Origin of the sequence: uncultured Gemella sp., from assembly GCF_963515875.1 — a bacterium.
Lineage (GTDB): Bacteria > Bacillota > Bacilli > Staphylococcales > Gemellaceae > Gemella.
In genome coordinates, this window is the sequence record NZ_CAUPZX010000001.1 from 29,386 (window position 1) to 46,848 (window position 17,463).

Consider the following 17,463-nt stretch of genomic DNA (forward strand, 5'->3'; position numbering starts at 1 on the left):
TTGTATTTTATATCTATAATATATTATATAACTATCCGTAAAAAAATCAATAAATTTTCTGAAAAATCTAAAATTAATTTTTAATAATCATTTTATTCTTTATAACAATTATTTGTGAAACTTGGCAACAACAAACTTACTATCTTTATCTTTTACCTCAGCAACTAAATCAGATAGCTGTTTTAATGAAATTTCTTTTGTTTTTATATAGTAGTTATCTTTATATTCCTCAACACTCTCTACTAATCCACCAAATAATTCAACCGACGAACGTATTAAATAATTTCTTCTAGTTAATTCCTCAGAATAAGTTAAGTCATTATTTATTACTACATCAACTCTAGCTGCCCCTTCATTAATATCTACAATATCCTGAACAATAGCGTTTCCTGTAGGTAATTTCCCTGCTCCTTGACCATAAAATTTAAGTTCACCAATAAATGATCCATCTAAGGTAATGATGTTATTATTTAAAGGAACAGCCGCTTCTTGAGATTCTTTTCCAAAAATAGAAAGCATTACTGAAGTCTCATACTTTCCGCCTTCTACATTAGTCTCTCCTATATACTTAACAGCTAAATCATATTGTTTTAAATAGTCAATATCATTTTTTGTAATATTTCTCATAGAGTATGTAGGAAAGTTTGGATCAACGTGAATGTCAAATGCAAGTGCATTACTTAAAATAATTTTATTAACTACATCCCCACCATCAACGTCAGCACTAGGATTTGCTTCAGCATAACCTAGATCTTGTGCAGTTTTTAATGTAGATTCAAATTCTTGATTATTTCTATACATATTATCTAGAATAAAATTACTTGTTCCATTAAATATACCATAAACACGTTTTACTTCATCAACACGTCTAGTTCTTTCTAAGTTTACAAGCCAAGGTATTCCACCACCTACACTAGCTTCAAAAATAAACTTCACTTCGTTTTTCTCTGCTAATTCTATAAACTCATCTAAATATTTAGCTGCTACTGCCTTATTCGCTGTAACAACATGCTTTCCGCTCTCCAAAGATCTTTTTATAAATTCGTACGCAGGATTAATTCCTCCAAGACACTCAACAACTACTGAGATTTCCTTATCGTTAATAATTTCATTAATATCATCTGTAGCTAAATGCATTTTGTCACGACTTCTCGCAAAAACACTTTTCACTTCAATTTTCTTTAATTCGTCTGTATTTCCATTTGTTATTATATCGTATACTCCACTACCAACAGTTCCATATCCCAAAATAGCAACTTTCATAAAATTTATTTCCTCCTTGAAAGTATTTTTTCTTACATAATTAAAAGTTTAACAAGTATTTTTTCGATGTCAATAATTTAACACTTATAATTTTCAATCAATTTCAACTTTTTTCAATTTTTGACTGTTTTTATAACCATTTTTAGTGTAAAATTAAAGTTATAAAAATTAATCAGGTTCTTTTTGTAAAAAACACTTGTATTTTTATAGAGAACATTGTATCATATATACAACGATAAAGCAAGGAGATTTTAAATGATTTACGAAAGTACAAGAGATATTAATAGAAAATTAAATCCTAGTGAAGCTATTCTTCAAGGTTTAAGTGAAGAAGGTGGACTTTTCGTTTTAAGAGATTTAGGAAAAAATAAATTAGATTTAGAAAATCTAAAAGGAAAAAATTATTATGAAGTAGCTGAAGCAGTGCTACGACTTTTTGTTGACTTTAGTGATGAAGAAATAAAAAAATGTGTTAAAGAGGCATACAAAGGTAAATTCTCTCATGAAAATATTACTCCTCTAGTAGGATTAAAAGACAGTTATGTTCTTGAACTATTCAACGGACCTACTAGTGCATTTAAAGATGTTGGGCTATCACTTCTTCCACAACTTACAAAAACAGCACTTACAAAAGTAGAAGACAAAAATGATATTCTTATTTTAACTGCAACTAGTGGAGATACTGGTAAAGCCGCCTTAGAAGGTTTTAAAGATGTAGATAGAACTAAGATAATGGTATTTTATCCAAATGATGGTGTAAGTACTGTACAAAAAACACAAATGCAAACTCAAGAAGGTAAGAATACAAAAGTTTGTGCAATTCACGGAAACTTTGATGATGCTCAAAGTGGAATTAAAGAACTATTTGTAGATGAAGAATTCAAAAAAGAATTACTTTCTAAAAATATTAAGTTATCAAGTGCAAACTCAATCAATATCGGACGCCTTATTCCACAAGTAGTTTACTACGTTGTTTCATACCTAGACTTAGTAAATACAAACAAAATTAAATTAAATGATAAAGTTAACTTTGTTGTACCTACAGGTAATTTTGGTAATATTCTTGCTGGTTACTATGCTGAACAAATTGGTTTACCAGTAAACAAACTAATCTGTGCAAGTAATAACAACAATGTACTTTATGATTTCTTAACAACTGGTGTTTATGATAAAAATAGAGACTTCTTAAAAACAGTATCACCTAGTATGGATATTCTAATTTCTAGTAATTTAGAGCGTCTACTTTACTACATTAGCGATTGTGACAATGCATATATCGCTAAGCTTATGAAAGACTTAAAAGAAACTGGTCGTTTCGAAGTTACAGGTGAAGTACTTGCTAAGATTAAAGAAAAATTCCAAGCTGGATTTGCTGACGATGAACAAACTAAAGAAACTATTAAAGCTATCTACGAGAAAGATAACTACCTATTAGATACTCATACTGCTGTGGCTTATAAAGTTCTTCTTGATAATTTAGATAGTGAACATGCTAGTATCCTATTATCAACAGCATCTCCATACAAATTTACTGAAAGTGTCTACTCTTCTCTATTCGAAACTCAAGGTGAAGATGAGTTTACTCTTATGAATAAACTTCATGAACAAACAAAAGTTGTTATTCCTGAAAACTTAAGAGATCTTGATAAAAAAGAAATTCGACATAAAGATGTAATTAATAAAGAAGACATGAAAAAATACATCTTAGAGAAACTAGGTGATTTATAATGGTAAGTGTTCGTGTACCTGCCACTTCTGCGAATGTTGGATGTGGATTTGATAGCCTTGGTGTTGCTTTAACACTTTACACTACTTTTAAATTCGAAAAATTAGACAGCGGTCTAGAATTCGTGGGATTTGAAGAACGTTTTTCAAATGAAAACAATCTAGTATATCAAACATTACTAACTACACTAAAAAAATTAAACAAGGAAATTTCAGGTGTTAGAATATCAATCGATAATGATGTACCAATTAGCCGCGGTTTAGGTAGTAGTTCTACATGTGTAGTAGCTGGAATATATGGTGCTTACTTATTAACCGATACACCTATTGATAAACAAAAAATCTTTACTATAGCTAATGAAATTGAAGGGCATCCTGATAATGTTTCACCTGCTATCTTCGGAAGCTTAAGTTCATCTTGTACTACCGATAGTAAAGAAGCGATAACTGTAAGATACGAGGTAGATGAGAGATTTAACTTCTTAGCTTTAATTCCAAACTTCGAAACTTCTACTGAAGAAGCTAGAAAAGTAATGCCAAAAGAAATTAAACTTCAAGATGCAATCTACTCATTATCACGTATAGGATCAGTTATTAAAGCATTTGAAACTTATGACTTAGAACTTCTTAATAAGGTTATGGGAGATAAAATCCATGAACCTTACAGAAAAGAAATAATACATGAATATCACGAAGTTAGAGAAATTTGTGAAAAAATTGATAGTTCAGCATTTTTCATTTCTGGAAGTGGTTCTACATTAATGAATATCGTTAGCGATACTAACAATATAGAAAAAATAAAAACTGAACTTGCTAAATTAAAATACAACTGGCAAGCAATCTTATTAAAAGTTGATAAAGAAGGAACAGTAGTTCTAAATTAATATGTTAATAATTTTTGAACTTCTTCTTTACTCAAAGAGGAAGTTCTTTTTAAAATAATTTTTTACAAATAAAGGAGAAATTTATTATGCAAAAATCAAGAGTAGCCGTACTTGGGGCAACAGGAATGGTAGGTCAACGCCTATTAGTATTATTAGAAAATCACCCATACTTTGACGTAGTCAAATTAGCAGCATCACCTCGTTCTGCTGGTAAAAAATATGGAGAACTTATGGAAAGTCGTTGGAAGTTAGACCAAGCGCTTCCTGAATATACTAAAGAGTTAGTTGTTGAAGACTTATATAAAATTGATGAAGTTTCTGAGGGAATTGACATGGTATTTTGTGCAATCAACCTTGATAAAGAAGCTTTAATCAAACTTGAAGAAGACTATGCTAAACGTGAAGTAGTAGTTGTTTCTAACAACTCTGCTAACCGTAACAAAGATGATGTACCAATGATTATTCCAGAGATTAACTCAGCGCACCTAGATGTTCTTCCTGCACAAAGAGAACGTCTTGGAACTAAAAAAGGATTCATCGTTACAAAACCTAACTGTTCAATTCAAAGTTATGTACCTATCTTTGAAGCAATTAAAGAGTACGGTGTTAAAGAAGCTTCTATCTGTACTTATCAAGCTATCTCTGGAAGCGGAAAAACTTTCAATGAGTGGCCTGAAATGATTGAAAACATCATTCCTTACATTGGAGGAGAAGAAGAGAAAAGTGAAAAAGAACCACTTAAAATCTTTGGTAAAGTAGTTGATGGAAAAATCGTTCCAGATAACTCTATGAAACTATCAGCTCAATGTATTCGTGTTCCAGTTCTTGATGGTCACCTTGCTTGTGTATCATTTAATTTAGAAAATGATCCAGGATTAGAAACTTTAGTTGAAAAAATTAAAAATCATGTTCCTGAAATTGCTAAACATGATTTACCATTAGCGCCAACTCCATTCATTAAATATTATGAAGAAAATGATCGTCCACAACCAGTGCTTGATCGTGACAACGAAAAAGGTATGCAAATTACTGTAGGTCGTCTTCGTGAAGATAACCTATTTGACTACAAATTCGTAGGACTTTCTCATAATACATTACGTGGAGCAGCTGGTGGAGCTGTTTTAACTGCAGAACTAATTAAAAAATTAGGCTACTTAGATTAATATTATAAAATAATACTCCAAGAGAATTTCTCTTGGAGTATTGTTTTTATTAGTCTCTTATTTTCTATTTCACTATTTCTCTCAACTCTACTTTTCTATTTTCTTTTAAAGACAATGTGCATGCATCAGCAGTCGCAATTGACTCTAGAGCTGCGACACCATTTAATAGTTTTTCATATTCTTTTGATACTTTTTCTCCATTCAAAATGTTATGCAAATACAACATTTCTTTATCTATACAGCTTTGTAACCAAAGTGGACAACGTATATTAGGATTTCCATAAGCTATTCCTCCGTCCATTCCTCTACCTGTATAAATAGCCGTTCTGTCATCATCTTCTTCTTTTGATTCATGGATTAAGAAATAACTCTCTTTTTCTCCTACTACTCTTAAAGTACCTTTAGTATTATATAAATCTAATTTTATAGCTCCTTTTGTACCTTCTATAAGGACATAATGTTCACCCCATCTAAATGCATTCCCATATTCAAGTACTGCATATCGTTTATTAGAAAATTCCAGATTAACTATTAAGAAATCATCTTCATCACCAAAATTTTCACCGACATGACATACATTTCCGCCTATCATAGTTACTTGCTCCGGTAGACCATCCATAATAAATTGAATACAATCAAGTTCATGAATGTGATGGTATAAGTGTCCTCCAGACTGTAATCGAATTTTTTTCCAAGAAACAGTTTCTTGTTTTTCTTCCCATCCTGTTCTTGCAGCATGACAAAATATTACATCTCCTATTTTTCCTTGCTTAATCAATTCTTTTGCGTGACGTACTCCATTAAAAAAGTTCATAATATGACCTGCCATAAAAATCACATTATTTTCTCGACAAGTTTCAACCATAACCTTACAATCTTCATAAGATAAAGCGATTGGTTTTTCACAGAATACATGTTTACCATTCTTAGCGGCTAATAATACTGGCTCACGATGTAAATTACTCGGTGTTGCGACGATAACACAATCTACCTCATCTAGACCAACCAACTCTTCCAACGACAAACAATTTTTTGTATTAAGCTCCTTAGAAACTTTTTCTCCATTTTCCGGATCAAAAACTGCAGTCACCTTCGCATCTTTTATTTTTTCTAATGAACGAGCTAAATCTGCTCCGAAATAACCTGATCCAACAATTCCATAATTTGTCATAATAAAATCCTCTTTTCATATTCCTAAACAATTAAGAAATAATATTCTATTCCCTTATATTTATTATACAACTTACTAATACAAATTTAAAGATTTATTTTCTGTTCATTTTAATATAAATTTAGATCTTTAAATGCAAATCTAATATATTTCATTTACTAACTTAATTTTAAACATAAAAAAACCCTAAGGACACCTCCTTAGGGTTTGGTAATATTTAAATTATTTAACGTCTAGAACTTGTCTACCTTTGTACATACCAGTTTTTCTATCAACACGGTGACCCATTACGTAGTTACCAGTTGTTGCATCGATAGTAATTGATGGTGCAGATAGTTTTTTGTGAGTTCTTCTTTTTCTTTTAGCTGTTTTTGATGTTCTTCTAAAAGGAACTGCCATAGTTAATTTCCTCCAATTATTTTAAATAATTCTTATTGTTCTTTAAATAATCCATTAAGAGCCGCAAATGGTGATTCTTTCTTTTCTTTAACATCAGTTAAAGACTCTTCAGAAACCACTTCCCAGTCATTACCAGAAACCATTTCTAACTCTTCTTCATCAGAAGTAGTTATTGGAATATTTAAAATTATAAGCTCATTTACTAAAGGTGTTAAATCAATATACATATCCATTAAATTAACATCGAATACCTCTTCACCTGCAAATACAGATTTATCAACGTATTCTTCTCTCTCTTCGATTTCAAATGGAACAACAACTTCTTTTAGTGTTTTTCCTGAAATCATTTCGAAGTTACCTTTAATTAATAGATCAGCATAGATTTTATCTTGTCCACCTCGAGTTAATTTTCCACTAACAACAACGTCTCTAATATCTTTTAAAGAGCTATCATAGTGTGCTACTTTAACATTTATATTTTCTTCAAAAACAAAAGTATCACTATTATTTTTGAATAACGAAGATCTTAACCATTTCATTAAATATCACCTCATAAACACATTATTTATTATATATCTTTTAGTTTAAGATGTCAACAAAAAAAGTTGACTCTTTTTATATTTTTTTAGTTCATTAAATATTTTAGTATATTCGATAACGACATTATAAATCCTACAAAAATTGTTAACTTAGCTGTTAACACCATAAATGGCGCCATTGTTTTTTTGTGATTATTTGCACTAAAACCTTTAATTATTTTTATCGCTAAAGGAATAGTAACTAATACTAATAAATTATACCATGAAACATATTTTATAACAGCGAATACTATGTTTAGCAAATACACTACTACAAAACTGCTTGCCAAAGTTTTTATCGCATTATTTCTTCCTACTAATATTGCATATGTTCTTCTTCCTGATTCTTTATCATTATCTAAATCACGGATATTATTCGCTAATAAAATTGCTCCAATCATGATAAATAACGGCAGTGAAACGACAATAATATCGGTATTAACATAGCCAGTTTGAAAATAAAATGATAAAGCAATAATTATTGTTCCCATAAAGAAACCAGAAACAACTTCTCCAAATGGGGAATAAGCTATAGGATACGTTCCACCTGTATAGAAATACCCAGCAAGCATACACACTAAACCGACTAATAGTACATAGACACTAGTCATGAATGTTAAAATTAATCCAAGTACAAATACTAGTGCATACAATACCAAGGCTCCTACCATAACCTCTTTTGGACTTAAATTCCCTTTAACTATCGAACCAGAAATTCCTTCTGAATCGACCTTATCTAACCCATGTTTGTAGTCATAATACTCATTAAATAAATTAGTTGCCGCTTGAATCAACAGACAAGCAAGTAAAAACAACATAAATTTTAAAATTGAGAAGTTACTCTCGTATCCTAAAGCATATGTTGCTCCAAATAACACTGGTGCTATCGATGCCGGATAACTATGTGGTCTTGTACACATAAAAAACTCTATTAATTTACTTTTATTCACAACATCCTCCAAGTTAACTTTTTTCTTGACTATTATATCATATTTTTACAAAGCATTGATATTAAAATTTCTAATTTATTCACAAATACATAATATAGCGTTTTCAGTATTTTATGTTATAATAATTGTACAGAAAATTATATTATTTGGAGGTTTCCCCAATGAAAATTGCATGGATTGGAACAGGAGTTATGGGTGAAAGCATGGCAAGTCATCTTATGGATGCTGGTCATGAACTTTACGTTTACAACAGAACAAAGAGTAAAACTGACAACTTAGTAAGTCGCGGAGCTAAACTTCTTAGCGAAGTAAAAGATGCCCCTAAATTTGCAGACGTAATCTTTACCATTGTAGGTTATCCAAAAGATGTTGAAGAAGTTTATTTAGGAGAAAATGGACTTATTACAACCGCTAAAAAAGGACAAGTATTTGTCGATATGACTACTTCTTCTCCAAGTCTAGCGGAAAAAATTAGTAATGAGTTTTTAAAAGTTGGCGCATATGCACTTGATCTTCCTGTTACAGGAGGAGATGTTGGAGCTAAAAATGCTACATTATCAATTATGGCTGGTGGGGACAAGAAAGTATTTGAAGAAATTGTTCTTCCATTAGTTGAAAAACTAGGTAAAAACATCACATATTTCGGTGAAGCTGGTAAAGGGCAATATACAAAACTGGCTAATCAAATAGCAATAGCTACTACTATGATTTCTGTTGCAGAAAGCTTTAAATTCGCTAAAGAAGTTGGTTTAGACTTAGACTCGTTCTTCAAAACAGTATCTACTGGATCAGGTGGTAGCTTTTCAATGACTTCATATGGGCCTCGTATCTTAAACGGTGATTTTAAACCAGGATTTTTCACTCACCACTTTATTAAAGATATGAAACTTGCTTTAGAAGAATGTGAAAAAATGAATATCAAACTTCCTGGGCTTGAGACAGCGTACAAAATTTATAACGAATTAGAAGAAGAAGTAAGAAATACTAATGGTACTCAAGCTATTTCTAAATGGTATAACCTATAATTAATAGAAAAACTTTCAGAGTAATTTATCTACTCTGAAAGTTTTTTTATATTTATTCTGCCACCTATAGTAATCATTTTAGAATTTATATCATGCCCTACTTCACTTGTCTTAGCTACGGGTAAATCTTTATCTATAAAATCTTTGACTATACTATAAATATCATTTTTATTATATATTTTTTCGATATTAGTAAAAGTTCCAAGTAATAAACCTGAAATTTTATCAAAAACACCCATTTGTTTTAATTGAGTTAGATGAGTAATTAATGATTCTACTGTTGTACCTAGTCCTTCTAAAAATAATACTCTATTTTCTAAATCTGGAAAATACTGAGTGCCTGCTAGTTTAAGAAAACACCTAATATTTCCACCTGCAACTATTCCACTAATTTCTTCACCTTGAAAAAAATTCCATGATATATTTGTTAAATCTGGTTCATTATACATCACTGTTTTCTTAAAACTATCTCTTATATTTTCATTTCCAATAATATTCAATACTTGGTATAAATATGTAGGTTCTCTGTTTTAACCGTTATTGCATTTAATACTACACTTAAATCACTATATCCAAAAAATAGTTTAATATTCTTTTTAATAATATCATAGTCTAGATAATCTAATATTTCATTAGAAAGATCTCCACCAGAAATATCAAAAATTGCCTTTATACTTTTATCACTAAAAAAATTCATTAGCTCTTCACTACGTATTTCTGCACTAGCACTTTTTCCAAATTTATCTTTATATAAATAGTTACTATAAACAGGAACTAAGCCTAGACTTTTTAATATTTCTTCTAATTTATCTAATTTAATTTTATCTTCCCTAGCTTTGCCGTTAGAACAAACTACTAAAGCTACTTTATTATTTATCTCTAACATATTAGTTTAGTTCTATACTCTCTATATAGTATTTAGAGCGAGATTCTCCACCCTTATATTGCTTATCGTTTAATCGCAGTATATATTTACCTGCAACACTATTTAAAGATGAATTTTTAATTGGAACTATTAATCTATCCCCTTCAGTAGTCCAACTACTTTCATCAGTTGGAGTAAATTGAGTTGCACCACCAATTCCTCCCATTCCTGTTATATAAACTTTATCTTTTTTAAAGAATACTGTCTCTCCTAACACAAGAGAATTATTATACTTATCTTCATTACCTGAATAACTATCATCTACTTCTCTATATTTTATATTTTTCAGTGATAGTACATCTTTATAAACATCTTCTGCACTGTATGTATCCTTGTAAGCTGTATTATAAACATCCGTTAATTCAGCCAATGACATTTTAGTTACATGATAATCCTTACCACTGACAGTGATATTTTTATCTATATCAACTAAATAACCAAATAATGCTACTGGCTCTAACTTTCTTCCTCCATGAGTTACAAAGAAATATTTTTTAAGAATTTCTTTTGCTGCAGATTTATTATGGTCAGTATTCTTTAGATTTAAATCAGTCCATTTTAATTTATCATTACCATTAACTTTAGTACCAATCTTATTCAAATCATCCCCTGTTGGTGTTAATTTTCCACCATCAACTTTATAAGAACCGATAATTTTATTTACATCATTAATTTTAAAATCAGCATAATATCCACCTAAACGGAAGTAGATTACATCATATCCTTCACTGTTATCTACCGCGTAACTTACAGTTGGTGCATATTTTTTCAAGATATCAATTACAGATTGTGATAAATGTAATTCAGAGTTAAGAGCATCGATATCATTTAATGTTGAAATTTTTTCAATAATAATTGTTGTTTCTTTACTAAGCTGCTTCCCATCTACACTTCCTAAGTTCGCACTATTGTTTGTAGCTGAACCATCTTGCATTTCTTCATATTTAATAATACCAAATACACAAATTATAGCTGCAATAAATATCGTAACAAAACCTAATAAATATTTCATTCCTTTATTCATATCTTTTCTCTTTTCCTTAATTGTTTTCTCTATCAAATGTAGGAACATAGAAATGTCTCCCTTCTAGTCCAAACAACTTATCACTAAATGTACCAGGTTCCACATTCGCTAAATTTTTCTCAAACATCATCATTCTAGCATCAATGTTGTCTATGAAATGAATAATTTCTGCTTCTTTTATCATTGGTAATTTTGGTGAACCAAATTCATATTTACCATGATGAGCAAGAATCATATGTCTTAAAAGTGTAATCTCTTCAGCTTCAATTCCTAATTTATCTGCCATACGAGCTACTTCATCACTCATAATAACAATATGGCCTAAAAGTTCTCCCTCTAATGTATAAGAGGTTCCTACAGGTCCACTAAGTTCTACAGTTTTTCCTAAATCATGCAAAATGATTCCGCTATATAATAAATCTTTATTTAGTGATGGATAAATAGCTACTAGAGCTTTCGCTATTTTCAGCATTGTTGTTGTGTGATAAATCAATCCCGAATAGAAATCATGATGCATTGATTTAGCTGCAGGATAACTAATAAATTGTTTTTTATATTTATTTAACAATTCAATAGTTACATTTCTTAAATTATCATTTCCTATTTCTTTTAAGAAGTAATTTAATTCATTTATCATTACATCTTTTGGAACTGGTGCTGTTTGAATATAATCTTGAATATCTATATTATCACTATCAGTTGCCATTCTATAGTTCTTTATTTTTAACTGAAGCTTCCCACGATAGTCTAAAACAGTTCCCTCAACATAAATCATCTTACCAGCTTTTAAATTTTCACTATCTTCTTCTTTAACTTCCCAAATTTTACCATCAATACTTCCTGTTTTATCTTTAAGATAAAGTGTTAAATATGCTTTTCCACTTGTTGCAATTCCACGAATTACATTATCTAACAATAAAAACATACCAATCTCTTGATCGGTCTTAAAATCGCTTATGAACATTTCCTCACTCCTTCTTTTGTATATTTTATATCCATATTATATTTTACTTTGTATTACAAAAAAATTCAAATAAATACAGTAGCATACTCTTCAAAATAACAAAAAAGAGTGACTCAACAATCATAATTTCTCTGAAATCGTTTTGTTGAATCACCCTCGCATAATTTATTAGATCTCAAAAGTGCTTTTATAAAATCAATAAATTGCTATATCTAAAAATATTTTATGAGACTTTTAATCCAATATCTTTTAATTTTATTAGTCAAATAGGTCTTTCGCTTTTCTACTTACTTTATCTAAGAAGCTCTCATCTTCTTCAATTTTTTCATTATTTAATTTAGCAAGTTCAAGGTATAGCTCACGTTCTTTTGTTGATAAGTTTTTAGGAATTTCAATAGATACCACGATATAGTGATCTCCTTGTCCATATCCCATTACACTCTTAACCCCTTTACCTGCTAGACGGAACTTACGGCCATGTTGTGTTCCTGCAGGAACATTTAATTCAATCTCTCCTGTTAATGTACGTACATCAAGTTTTGTACCTAGCGCTGCCTGTGCTGGTGAAAGTCTTAATTCAGTATAAATATCATCATCTTCTCTGTGGAAGTATGAATCCTCAGCAACGATTACTTCTATGAATAAATCACCTGCTGGACCACCATTTTCACCTGCTCCACCTTTACCACGAAGACGAACACGTTGACCTGAACTAATTCCTTCTGGAATCTCTACTTCATATTCTACTTCACGGTTATTATATCCTTTACCGAAACAGTGAGCACATTTATCTTTAATAATTTTTCCGCGTCCTTGGCATTCTGAACATGTACGCTGACTTTGCATACGTCCAAATGGAGTATCTTGAATTACCGCTTCTTGTCCACTACCATTACATCTATGACAAGTATTCACAGATGAAGAATCTTTCGCTCCACTTCCATGACAGTGATCGCATTCTACATCTTTTCGGATTTTAATAGTTTTTTTAGTACCGAATACGGCATCTTCAAAACTTATACGAATGCGGTGTAATAAGTCTTCTCCTTGACGTGGTGCATTCGGATTACGACGTGATCCACCACCTCCAAAGAAACTTGAAAAAATATCTCCAAGGTCATCAAAACCACCTGAGAATCCAGAGAATCCTCCACCGAAGCCACCAAATCCACCTTGACCTGCTCCACCTTCAAACGCAGCATGACCAAATTGATCATATTGAGATTTTTTAGTATCGTCACTTAGAACTTCGTAAGCTTCTGTAATTTCTTTAAATTTATCTTCAGCTCCTGGCTCTTTGTTGATATCTGGGTGATATTGTTTTGATAATTTACGATATGCTTTTTTTATTTCGGCTGCACTGGCACTTTTACTAACGCCAAGTACCTCATAATAATCTCTTTTAGCCATCTTAATCTCTCCTATAATTATTTAACGAAGGGCTAGCGCTTAACGCTACCAGCCCTTCAACTTTTTATTTAATTATTTTTTCTCAGTGAAGTCTGCATCAATTGTATCATCATCATTTTTAGATGAAGTTGCTCCAGCATCTGCACCTTGAGCTCCAGCTGCTGCATTAGCTTGCTCGTAAAGTTTCATAGTCATTTCTTGAACAGCTTTGTTCAATTCGTCTTTAGCTGCTTTAATTTCTTCTAAGTTATTATTTTTAATAGCTTCTTTTAATGTATCATTTTTAGCTTTAATGTTATCTAATAAGCTTTGATCAACTTTATCTTTAGCTTCTTCTAATGCTTTATCAGCTTGGAATGAAAGTTGGTCAGCTTCGTTACGTACATCTGCTTCTTCTTTACGTTTAGCGTCTGCTTCTGCATTAGCTTCTGCTTCTTTAACCATTCTATCAATATCAGCATCAGTTAATGAGCTACTAGATTCAATAGTAATTTTTTGTTGTTTTTGAGTTCCAAGGTCTTTAGCAGTAACATTTACAATACCGTTTTTATCAATATCGAATGTAACTTCGATTTGAGGTACTCCTCGTGGTGCTGGTGGTATATCTGAAAGTTGGAATCTTCCAAGAGTTTTGTTATCAGATGCCATTGGACGTTCACCTTGTAATACGTGGATATCTACTGCTGGTTGGTTATCTGCAGCTGTAGAGAATACTTGTGATTTAGATGTTGGAATTGTAGTATTTCTTGGGATTAATACTGTCATAACTGATCCCATTGTTTCAATACCTAGTGATAATGGAGTTACATCTAGTAACACGATGTCTTTAACATCTCCTGTGATTACTCCACCTTGAATAGCAGCCCCCATAGCTACTACTTCATCAGGATTTACTCCTTTATGAGGCTCTTTGCCCATTTCTTTTTTAACAGCTTCTTGAACTGCTGGAATACGAGTTGATCCACCAACTAGGATTACTTGATCGATTTCACTTGGTGTTAATCCTGCATCTTTAAGAGCTTGGCGAGTTGGTACTAATGTTCTTTCAACTAAGTTGTGAGTAAGCTCATCGAATTTAGCACGAGTTAATGTGTTTTCTAAGTGAACTGGTCCATTAGCTCCAGCTGAGATGAATGGTAATGAAATTTGAGTTGAAGTTACACCAGATAAATCTTTTTTAGCTTTCTCTGCTGCATCTTTTAGACGTTGCATTGCCATTTTATCTTGTGACAAATCGATAGCTTGTTCTTTTTTGAATTCATCTACAAGGTAGTCAATAATAGCTTGGTCAAAGTCATCTCCACCTAGTAAGTTATCTCCAGATGTAGCTAATACTTCGAATACTCCATCTCCTAGTTCTAAGATAGATACGTCGAACGTACCACCACCAAGGTCAAATACTAATACTTTTTGATCTACATCTGTTTTTTCTAATCCATATGCTAATGCTGCTGCTGTAGGTTCATTAATAATACGTTCTACTTCTAATCCTGCGATTTTACCTGCGTCTTTTGTTGCTTGACGTTGAGCATCGTTGAAGTATGCTGGTACTGTAATAACTGCTTTAGTTACTTTTTCACCAAGGTAAGCTTCAGCAGTTGCTTTTAAGTTTTGTAAAATCATTGCTGAAATTTCTTGTGGTGAGTATTTTTTACCATTTACTTCTTCTTTGTAATCTGTACCCATGTGACGTTTGATAGAAATTACTGTGTTGGGGTTAGTAATTGCTTGACGTTTTGCTACTTCTCCTACTTGAATCTCCTCACCTTTGAATGCTACTACAGAAGGAGTAGTTCTGTTACCTTCTGGATTAGGGATTACTTTAGCTTCTCCACCTTCTAATACTGATACACATGAGTTTGTTGTTCCTAAGTCTATACCTATAATTTTTGACATTTTTTTGTCCTCCTTAAATTTATAATAACTATATTTTATAATTCGTTTGTTAAAATGATTTTTCACTCTAACAAAATCTAATATTACTTATTTCATCTACGCAGTGGCTACATACCAATCATTTCATTGCTACGCTCCTCATTCTTGGTGTAGCTGTGCGATTCTTACTCCTAACTTTTTTCTTCACCTTCTAGGTTCGAAAAAACTAAGGCTCAGTCGATACTTTCAAATCATTCCGTCACTTCGTTCCTTATTCTTTGAGTATCTTTGAGAAGCTTCCTCGTAACCATTTCTTCGTATTTACAATACTTGAAATGCTAACGATGTAACCTTTAAGAATTAACTTTAACCATTGCTGGTCTGATTACTCTATCTTTTAATTTGTAACCTTTTTGGAATGTATCTAAGATTACTCCACTTTCTTTGTCACTTTCTTCCCCTTGCATTACTGCGTGGTGGAAGTTTGGGTCGAACTGAGCATTTTCAGTTTCTACTAATTCTACACCTTCTAATTTAAGCGCTGCTTGTAATCCTTCATACACCATTTGAACACCTTTTAGAATTGTTTGTACTTCTTCATTAGTTGATTCAACTTGTAAAGCACGTTCAAGATTATCTAAACTTGGTAAGATTTCTGTTATGACTTTTTGACTCTTATAAGCATTTATAGTGTCAATTTCTTGATTTTTACGTCGTTTAAAGTTTTCAAACTCTGCATAAAGTCGTAAATACTTATCTTCTGACGCTTTTACTTCTTCTTGCAGTTTTTCAATTTGTTCTTGTAATAACTCTTCTGCAGATTTCTCTACTACTTCCTCTGAATCTGTCGTATCTTCTTGTAGAATTTCTTCTGCTGTTACTTCTTCTTGTAGAGTTTCTTTTTGTTCTTCAGTAGCCATCTCTACCTCCTAATTATTTTAAATTATTATTTAAATTATCACGTACACAAGCTATAAGTGTCATGATTTTTGAATAGTCCATTCTCTTCGGTCCAAAAACGGCGATTACACCTTGACCATTAGATGTATTATAACTACTAGAAACTAATGAAAGATCATCTATATTTCCAAGGTTAAGCTCTGTTCCTATTTTAATAGATGGTTGGTCTGTTACTTCATTATTATCTAGAAGCTCGACTATCTTATCATCTTCTAAGAGCGATACTACTTCTTTTAATTTTTCTACATTATCTATATCGGGTTGTTTAAGTAAATTGTACTTACCCCCTAATGCTACAGTCTTCTTAATTTTATTTTGCAACAATCTATTTAAAGCAACTACTATCATATCGTAGTTATTAACTTTATTTTTAAGATATTTTTCTAACTCACCATGGATTATTACGTGAGCTGTTGCCATATCCACATCATAGAAATAACTCTGAAGAAGTTTATTAATTTCCACTATATCCTCTGCAGTAAAATCCGCATCAAGTTTATAGTTTTGTTGGAATACCTCTCCTATGTTTGTTACTAATATAACAAGAATACTACGACTACTTAGAAGAATAACCTCTATTTTATTAATACGCCTATCCGTTTTTGTCGGAGCTAATATTACCGCTGTACAATCAGTTAAGTCCGATAATACTATAGCATTTTTTTCTAAGAAGTTATTTTCCGAAACTATATCACCATTAACGAGCTGTTTAAGTTTTTCATTCTCACTATTCGATAGTTCATAATCTTTTTTTATATAATCTACATAATAGCGATAACCTTTTTCCGAAGGTACTCGACCTGATGAAATATGTGTCTTTTTAATCAAACCTTCTTTTTCTAATTTACTCATGTCATTCCTTATCGTTGCCGAACTGAAATCTATATTTTGAGCAATTTGTTTAGAACCAACAGGTTGATTGGTTGTAATAAAATTTTCGACTATAGATTGAAGAATGAGTACTTGTCTATCTATTAACATCGTCATCACCTATTCTCCAATTTTGTAATTTAGCACTCTAAGAGTTCGACTGCTAATTACATATATAATAATATCATTAAGGTCAAAGTAAGTCAATACCTTTTTTGAAATTTTTTTGACTTTTTTTGACCTTTATTCCTTATATTAATTTTTCATGTTATTTCTA

The 17,463-nt window shown here is 31.3% G+C and carries 17 protein-coding genes; 4 read left to right on the forward strand and 13 right to left on the reverse strand.

The features are described 5' to 3' along the window. Positions 1-108: 108 nt before the first annotated feature. Positions 109-1,263: a homoserine dehydrogenase gene (locus tag RWL85_RS00170; protein WP_314083650.1), complete on the reverse strand. Its 1,155-nt coding sequence runs from the start codon at positions 1,261-1,263 to the stop codon at positions 109-111. Between the two features lie 255 nt (positions 1,264-1,518). Between RWL85_RS00170 and thrC the strand changes: the two genes are divergently transcribed. The 3 genes from thrC (at position 1,519) to asd (ending at position 5,035) form a co-directional block, all read left to right on the forward strand. Next, positions 1,519-2,991, forward strand: coding sequence for a threonine synthase (thrC, locus tag RWL85_RS00175; RefSeq protein WP_314083652.1), 1,473 nt, complete (start codon positions 1,519-1,521; stop codon positions 2,989-2,991). Beyond that, positions 2,991-3,872 carry a homoserine kinase gene (gene thrB, locus RWL85_RS00180; RefSeq protein WP_314083655.1) on the forward strand — a complete coding sequence of 294 codons (882 nt, stop codon included), beginning with the start codon at positions 2,991-2,993 and terminating at the stop codon, positions 3,870-3,872. Before thrC ends, thrB begins: the two co-directional genes overlap by 1 nt. Positions 3,873-3,958: 86 nt before the next feature. After that, the gene (gene asd, locus RWL85_RS00185) at positions 3,959-5,035 is read left to right on the forward strand and encodes an aspartate-semialdehyde dehydrogenase (protein WP_314083657.1); all 1,077 of its coding nucleotides are present in this window, start codon (positions 3,959-3,961) and stop codon (positions 5,033-5,035) included. A gap of 64 nt (positions 5,036-5,099) precedes the next feature. On the opposite strand, the gene RWL85_RS00190 is transcribed toward asd, so the two are convergent. The 4 genes from RWL85_RS00190 to RWL85_RS00205 all read right to left on the reverse strand — a co-directional run bounded on the left by RWL85_RS00190 (position 5,100) and on the right by RWL85_RS00205 (position 8,133). Beyond that, positions 5,100-6,206 (reverse strand): Gfo/Idh/MocA family oxidoreductase, encoded by a 1,107-nt coding sequence (locus RWL85_RS00190; protein WP_314083659.1) that lies wholly within the window; start codon positions 6,204-6,206, stop codon positions 5,100-5,102. 222 nt (positions 6,207-6,428) lie between these two features. Then, positions 6,429-6,605: a 50S ribosomal protein L32 gene (gene rpmF / locus RWL85_RS00195; protein ID WP_003147267.1), complete on the reverse strand. Its 177-nt coding sequence runs from the start codon at positions 6,603-6,605 to the stop codon at positions 6,429-6,431. A gap of 32 nt (positions 6,606-6,637) precedes the next feature. Then, on the reverse strand, positions 6,638-7,144 hold the full coding sequence (locus tag RWL85_RS00200; protein ID WP_314083662.1) for a YceD family protein: 507 nt from the start codon (positions 7,142-7,144) through the stop codon (positions 6,638-6,640). A gap of 86 nt (positions 7,145-7,230) precedes the next feature. Next, the gene (locus RWL85_RS00205; protein WP_314083665.1) at positions 7,231-8,133 is read right to left on the reverse strand and encodes a 1,4-dihydroxy-2-naphthoate polyprenyltransferase; all 903 of its coding nucleotides are present in this window, start codon (positions 8,131-8,133) and stop codon (positions 7,231-7,233) included. A 161-nt stretch (positions 8,134-8,294) separates the two neighbouring features. Here RWL85_RS00205 and RWL85_RS00210 point away from each other — a divergent pair, with 161 nt between their 5' ends. Then, entirely contained in the window at positions 8,295-9,158 is an 864-nt protein-coding gene (locus RWL85_RS00210) for an NAD(P)-dependent oxidoreductase (protein WP_314083666.1), read from the forward strand. A 29-nt stretch (positions 9,159-9,187) separates the two neighbouring features. Here the strand turns inward: RWL85_RS00210 and RWL85_RS00215 are convergent, their stop codons facing one another. The 8 genes from RWL85_RS00215 to hrcA form a co-directional block, all read right to left on the reverse strand. Continuing rightward, a complete protein-coding gene (locus tag RWL85_RS00215; RefSeq protein WP_314083668.1) occupies positions 9,188-9,658 on the reverse strand; it encodes a hypothetical protein in 471 nt (156 codons plus the stop codon). Then, positions 9,655-10,044: an LD-carboxypeptidase gene (locus tag RWL85_RS00220; RefSeq protein ID WP_314083670.1), complete on the reverse strand. Its 390-nt coding sequence runs from the start codon at positions 10,042-10,044 to the stop codon at positions 9,655-9,657. The genes RWL85_RS00215 and RWL85_RS00220 overlap by 4 nt, the downstream gene beginning before the upstream one ends. Position 10,045: 1 nt before the next feature. Continuing rightward, positions 10,046-11,107 carry a hypothetical protein gene (locus tag RWL85_RS00225; protein WP_314083672.1) on the reverse strand — a complete coding sequence of 354 codons (1,062 nt, stop codon included), beginning with the start codon at positions 11,105-11,107 and terminating at the stop codon, positions 10,046-10,048. Positions 11,108-11,123: 16 nt separating this feature from the next. Continuing rightward, the gene (locus tag RWL85_RS00230) at positions 11,124-12,071 is read right to left on the reverse strand and encodes an HD domain-containing protein (RefSeq protein WP_314083673.1); all 948 of its coding nucleotides are present in this window, start codon (positions 12,069-12,071) and stop codon (positions 11,124-11,126) included. A gap of 258 nt (positions 12,072-12,329) precedes the next feature. Continuing rightward, entirely contained in the window at positions 12,330-13,481 is a 1,152-nt protein-coding gene (gene dnaJ / locus RWL85_RS00235; protein ID WP_314083674.1) for a molecular chaperone DnaJ, read from the reverse strand. 72 nt (positions 13,482-13,553) lie between these two features. Beyond that, the gene (gene dnaK, locus RWL85_RS00240; RefSeq protein ID WP_314083676.1) at positions 13,554-15,377 is read right to left on the reverse strand and encodes a molecular chaperone DnaK; all 1,824 of its coding nucleotides are present in this window, start codon (positions 15,375-15,377) and stop codon (positions 13,554-13,556) included. Between the two features lie 332 nt (positions 15,378-15,709). Then, positions 15,710-16,276: a nucleotide exchange factor GrpE gene (gene grpE / locus RWL85_RS00245; RefSeq protein ID WP_314083677.1), complete on the reverse strand. Its 567-nt coding sequence runs from the start codon at positions 16,274-16,276 to the stop codon at positions 15,710-15,712. Between the two features lie 13 nt (positions 16,277-16,289). Further along, positions 16,290-17,303 carry a heat-inducible transcriptional repressor HrcA gene (gene hrcA / locus RWL85_RS00250; protein ID WP_314083679.1) on the reverse strand — a complete coding sequence of 338 codons (1,014 nt, stop codon included), beginning with the start codon at positions 17,301-17,303 and terminating at the stop codon, positions 16,290-16,292. Positions 17,304-17,463 lie beyond the last annotated feature (160 nt).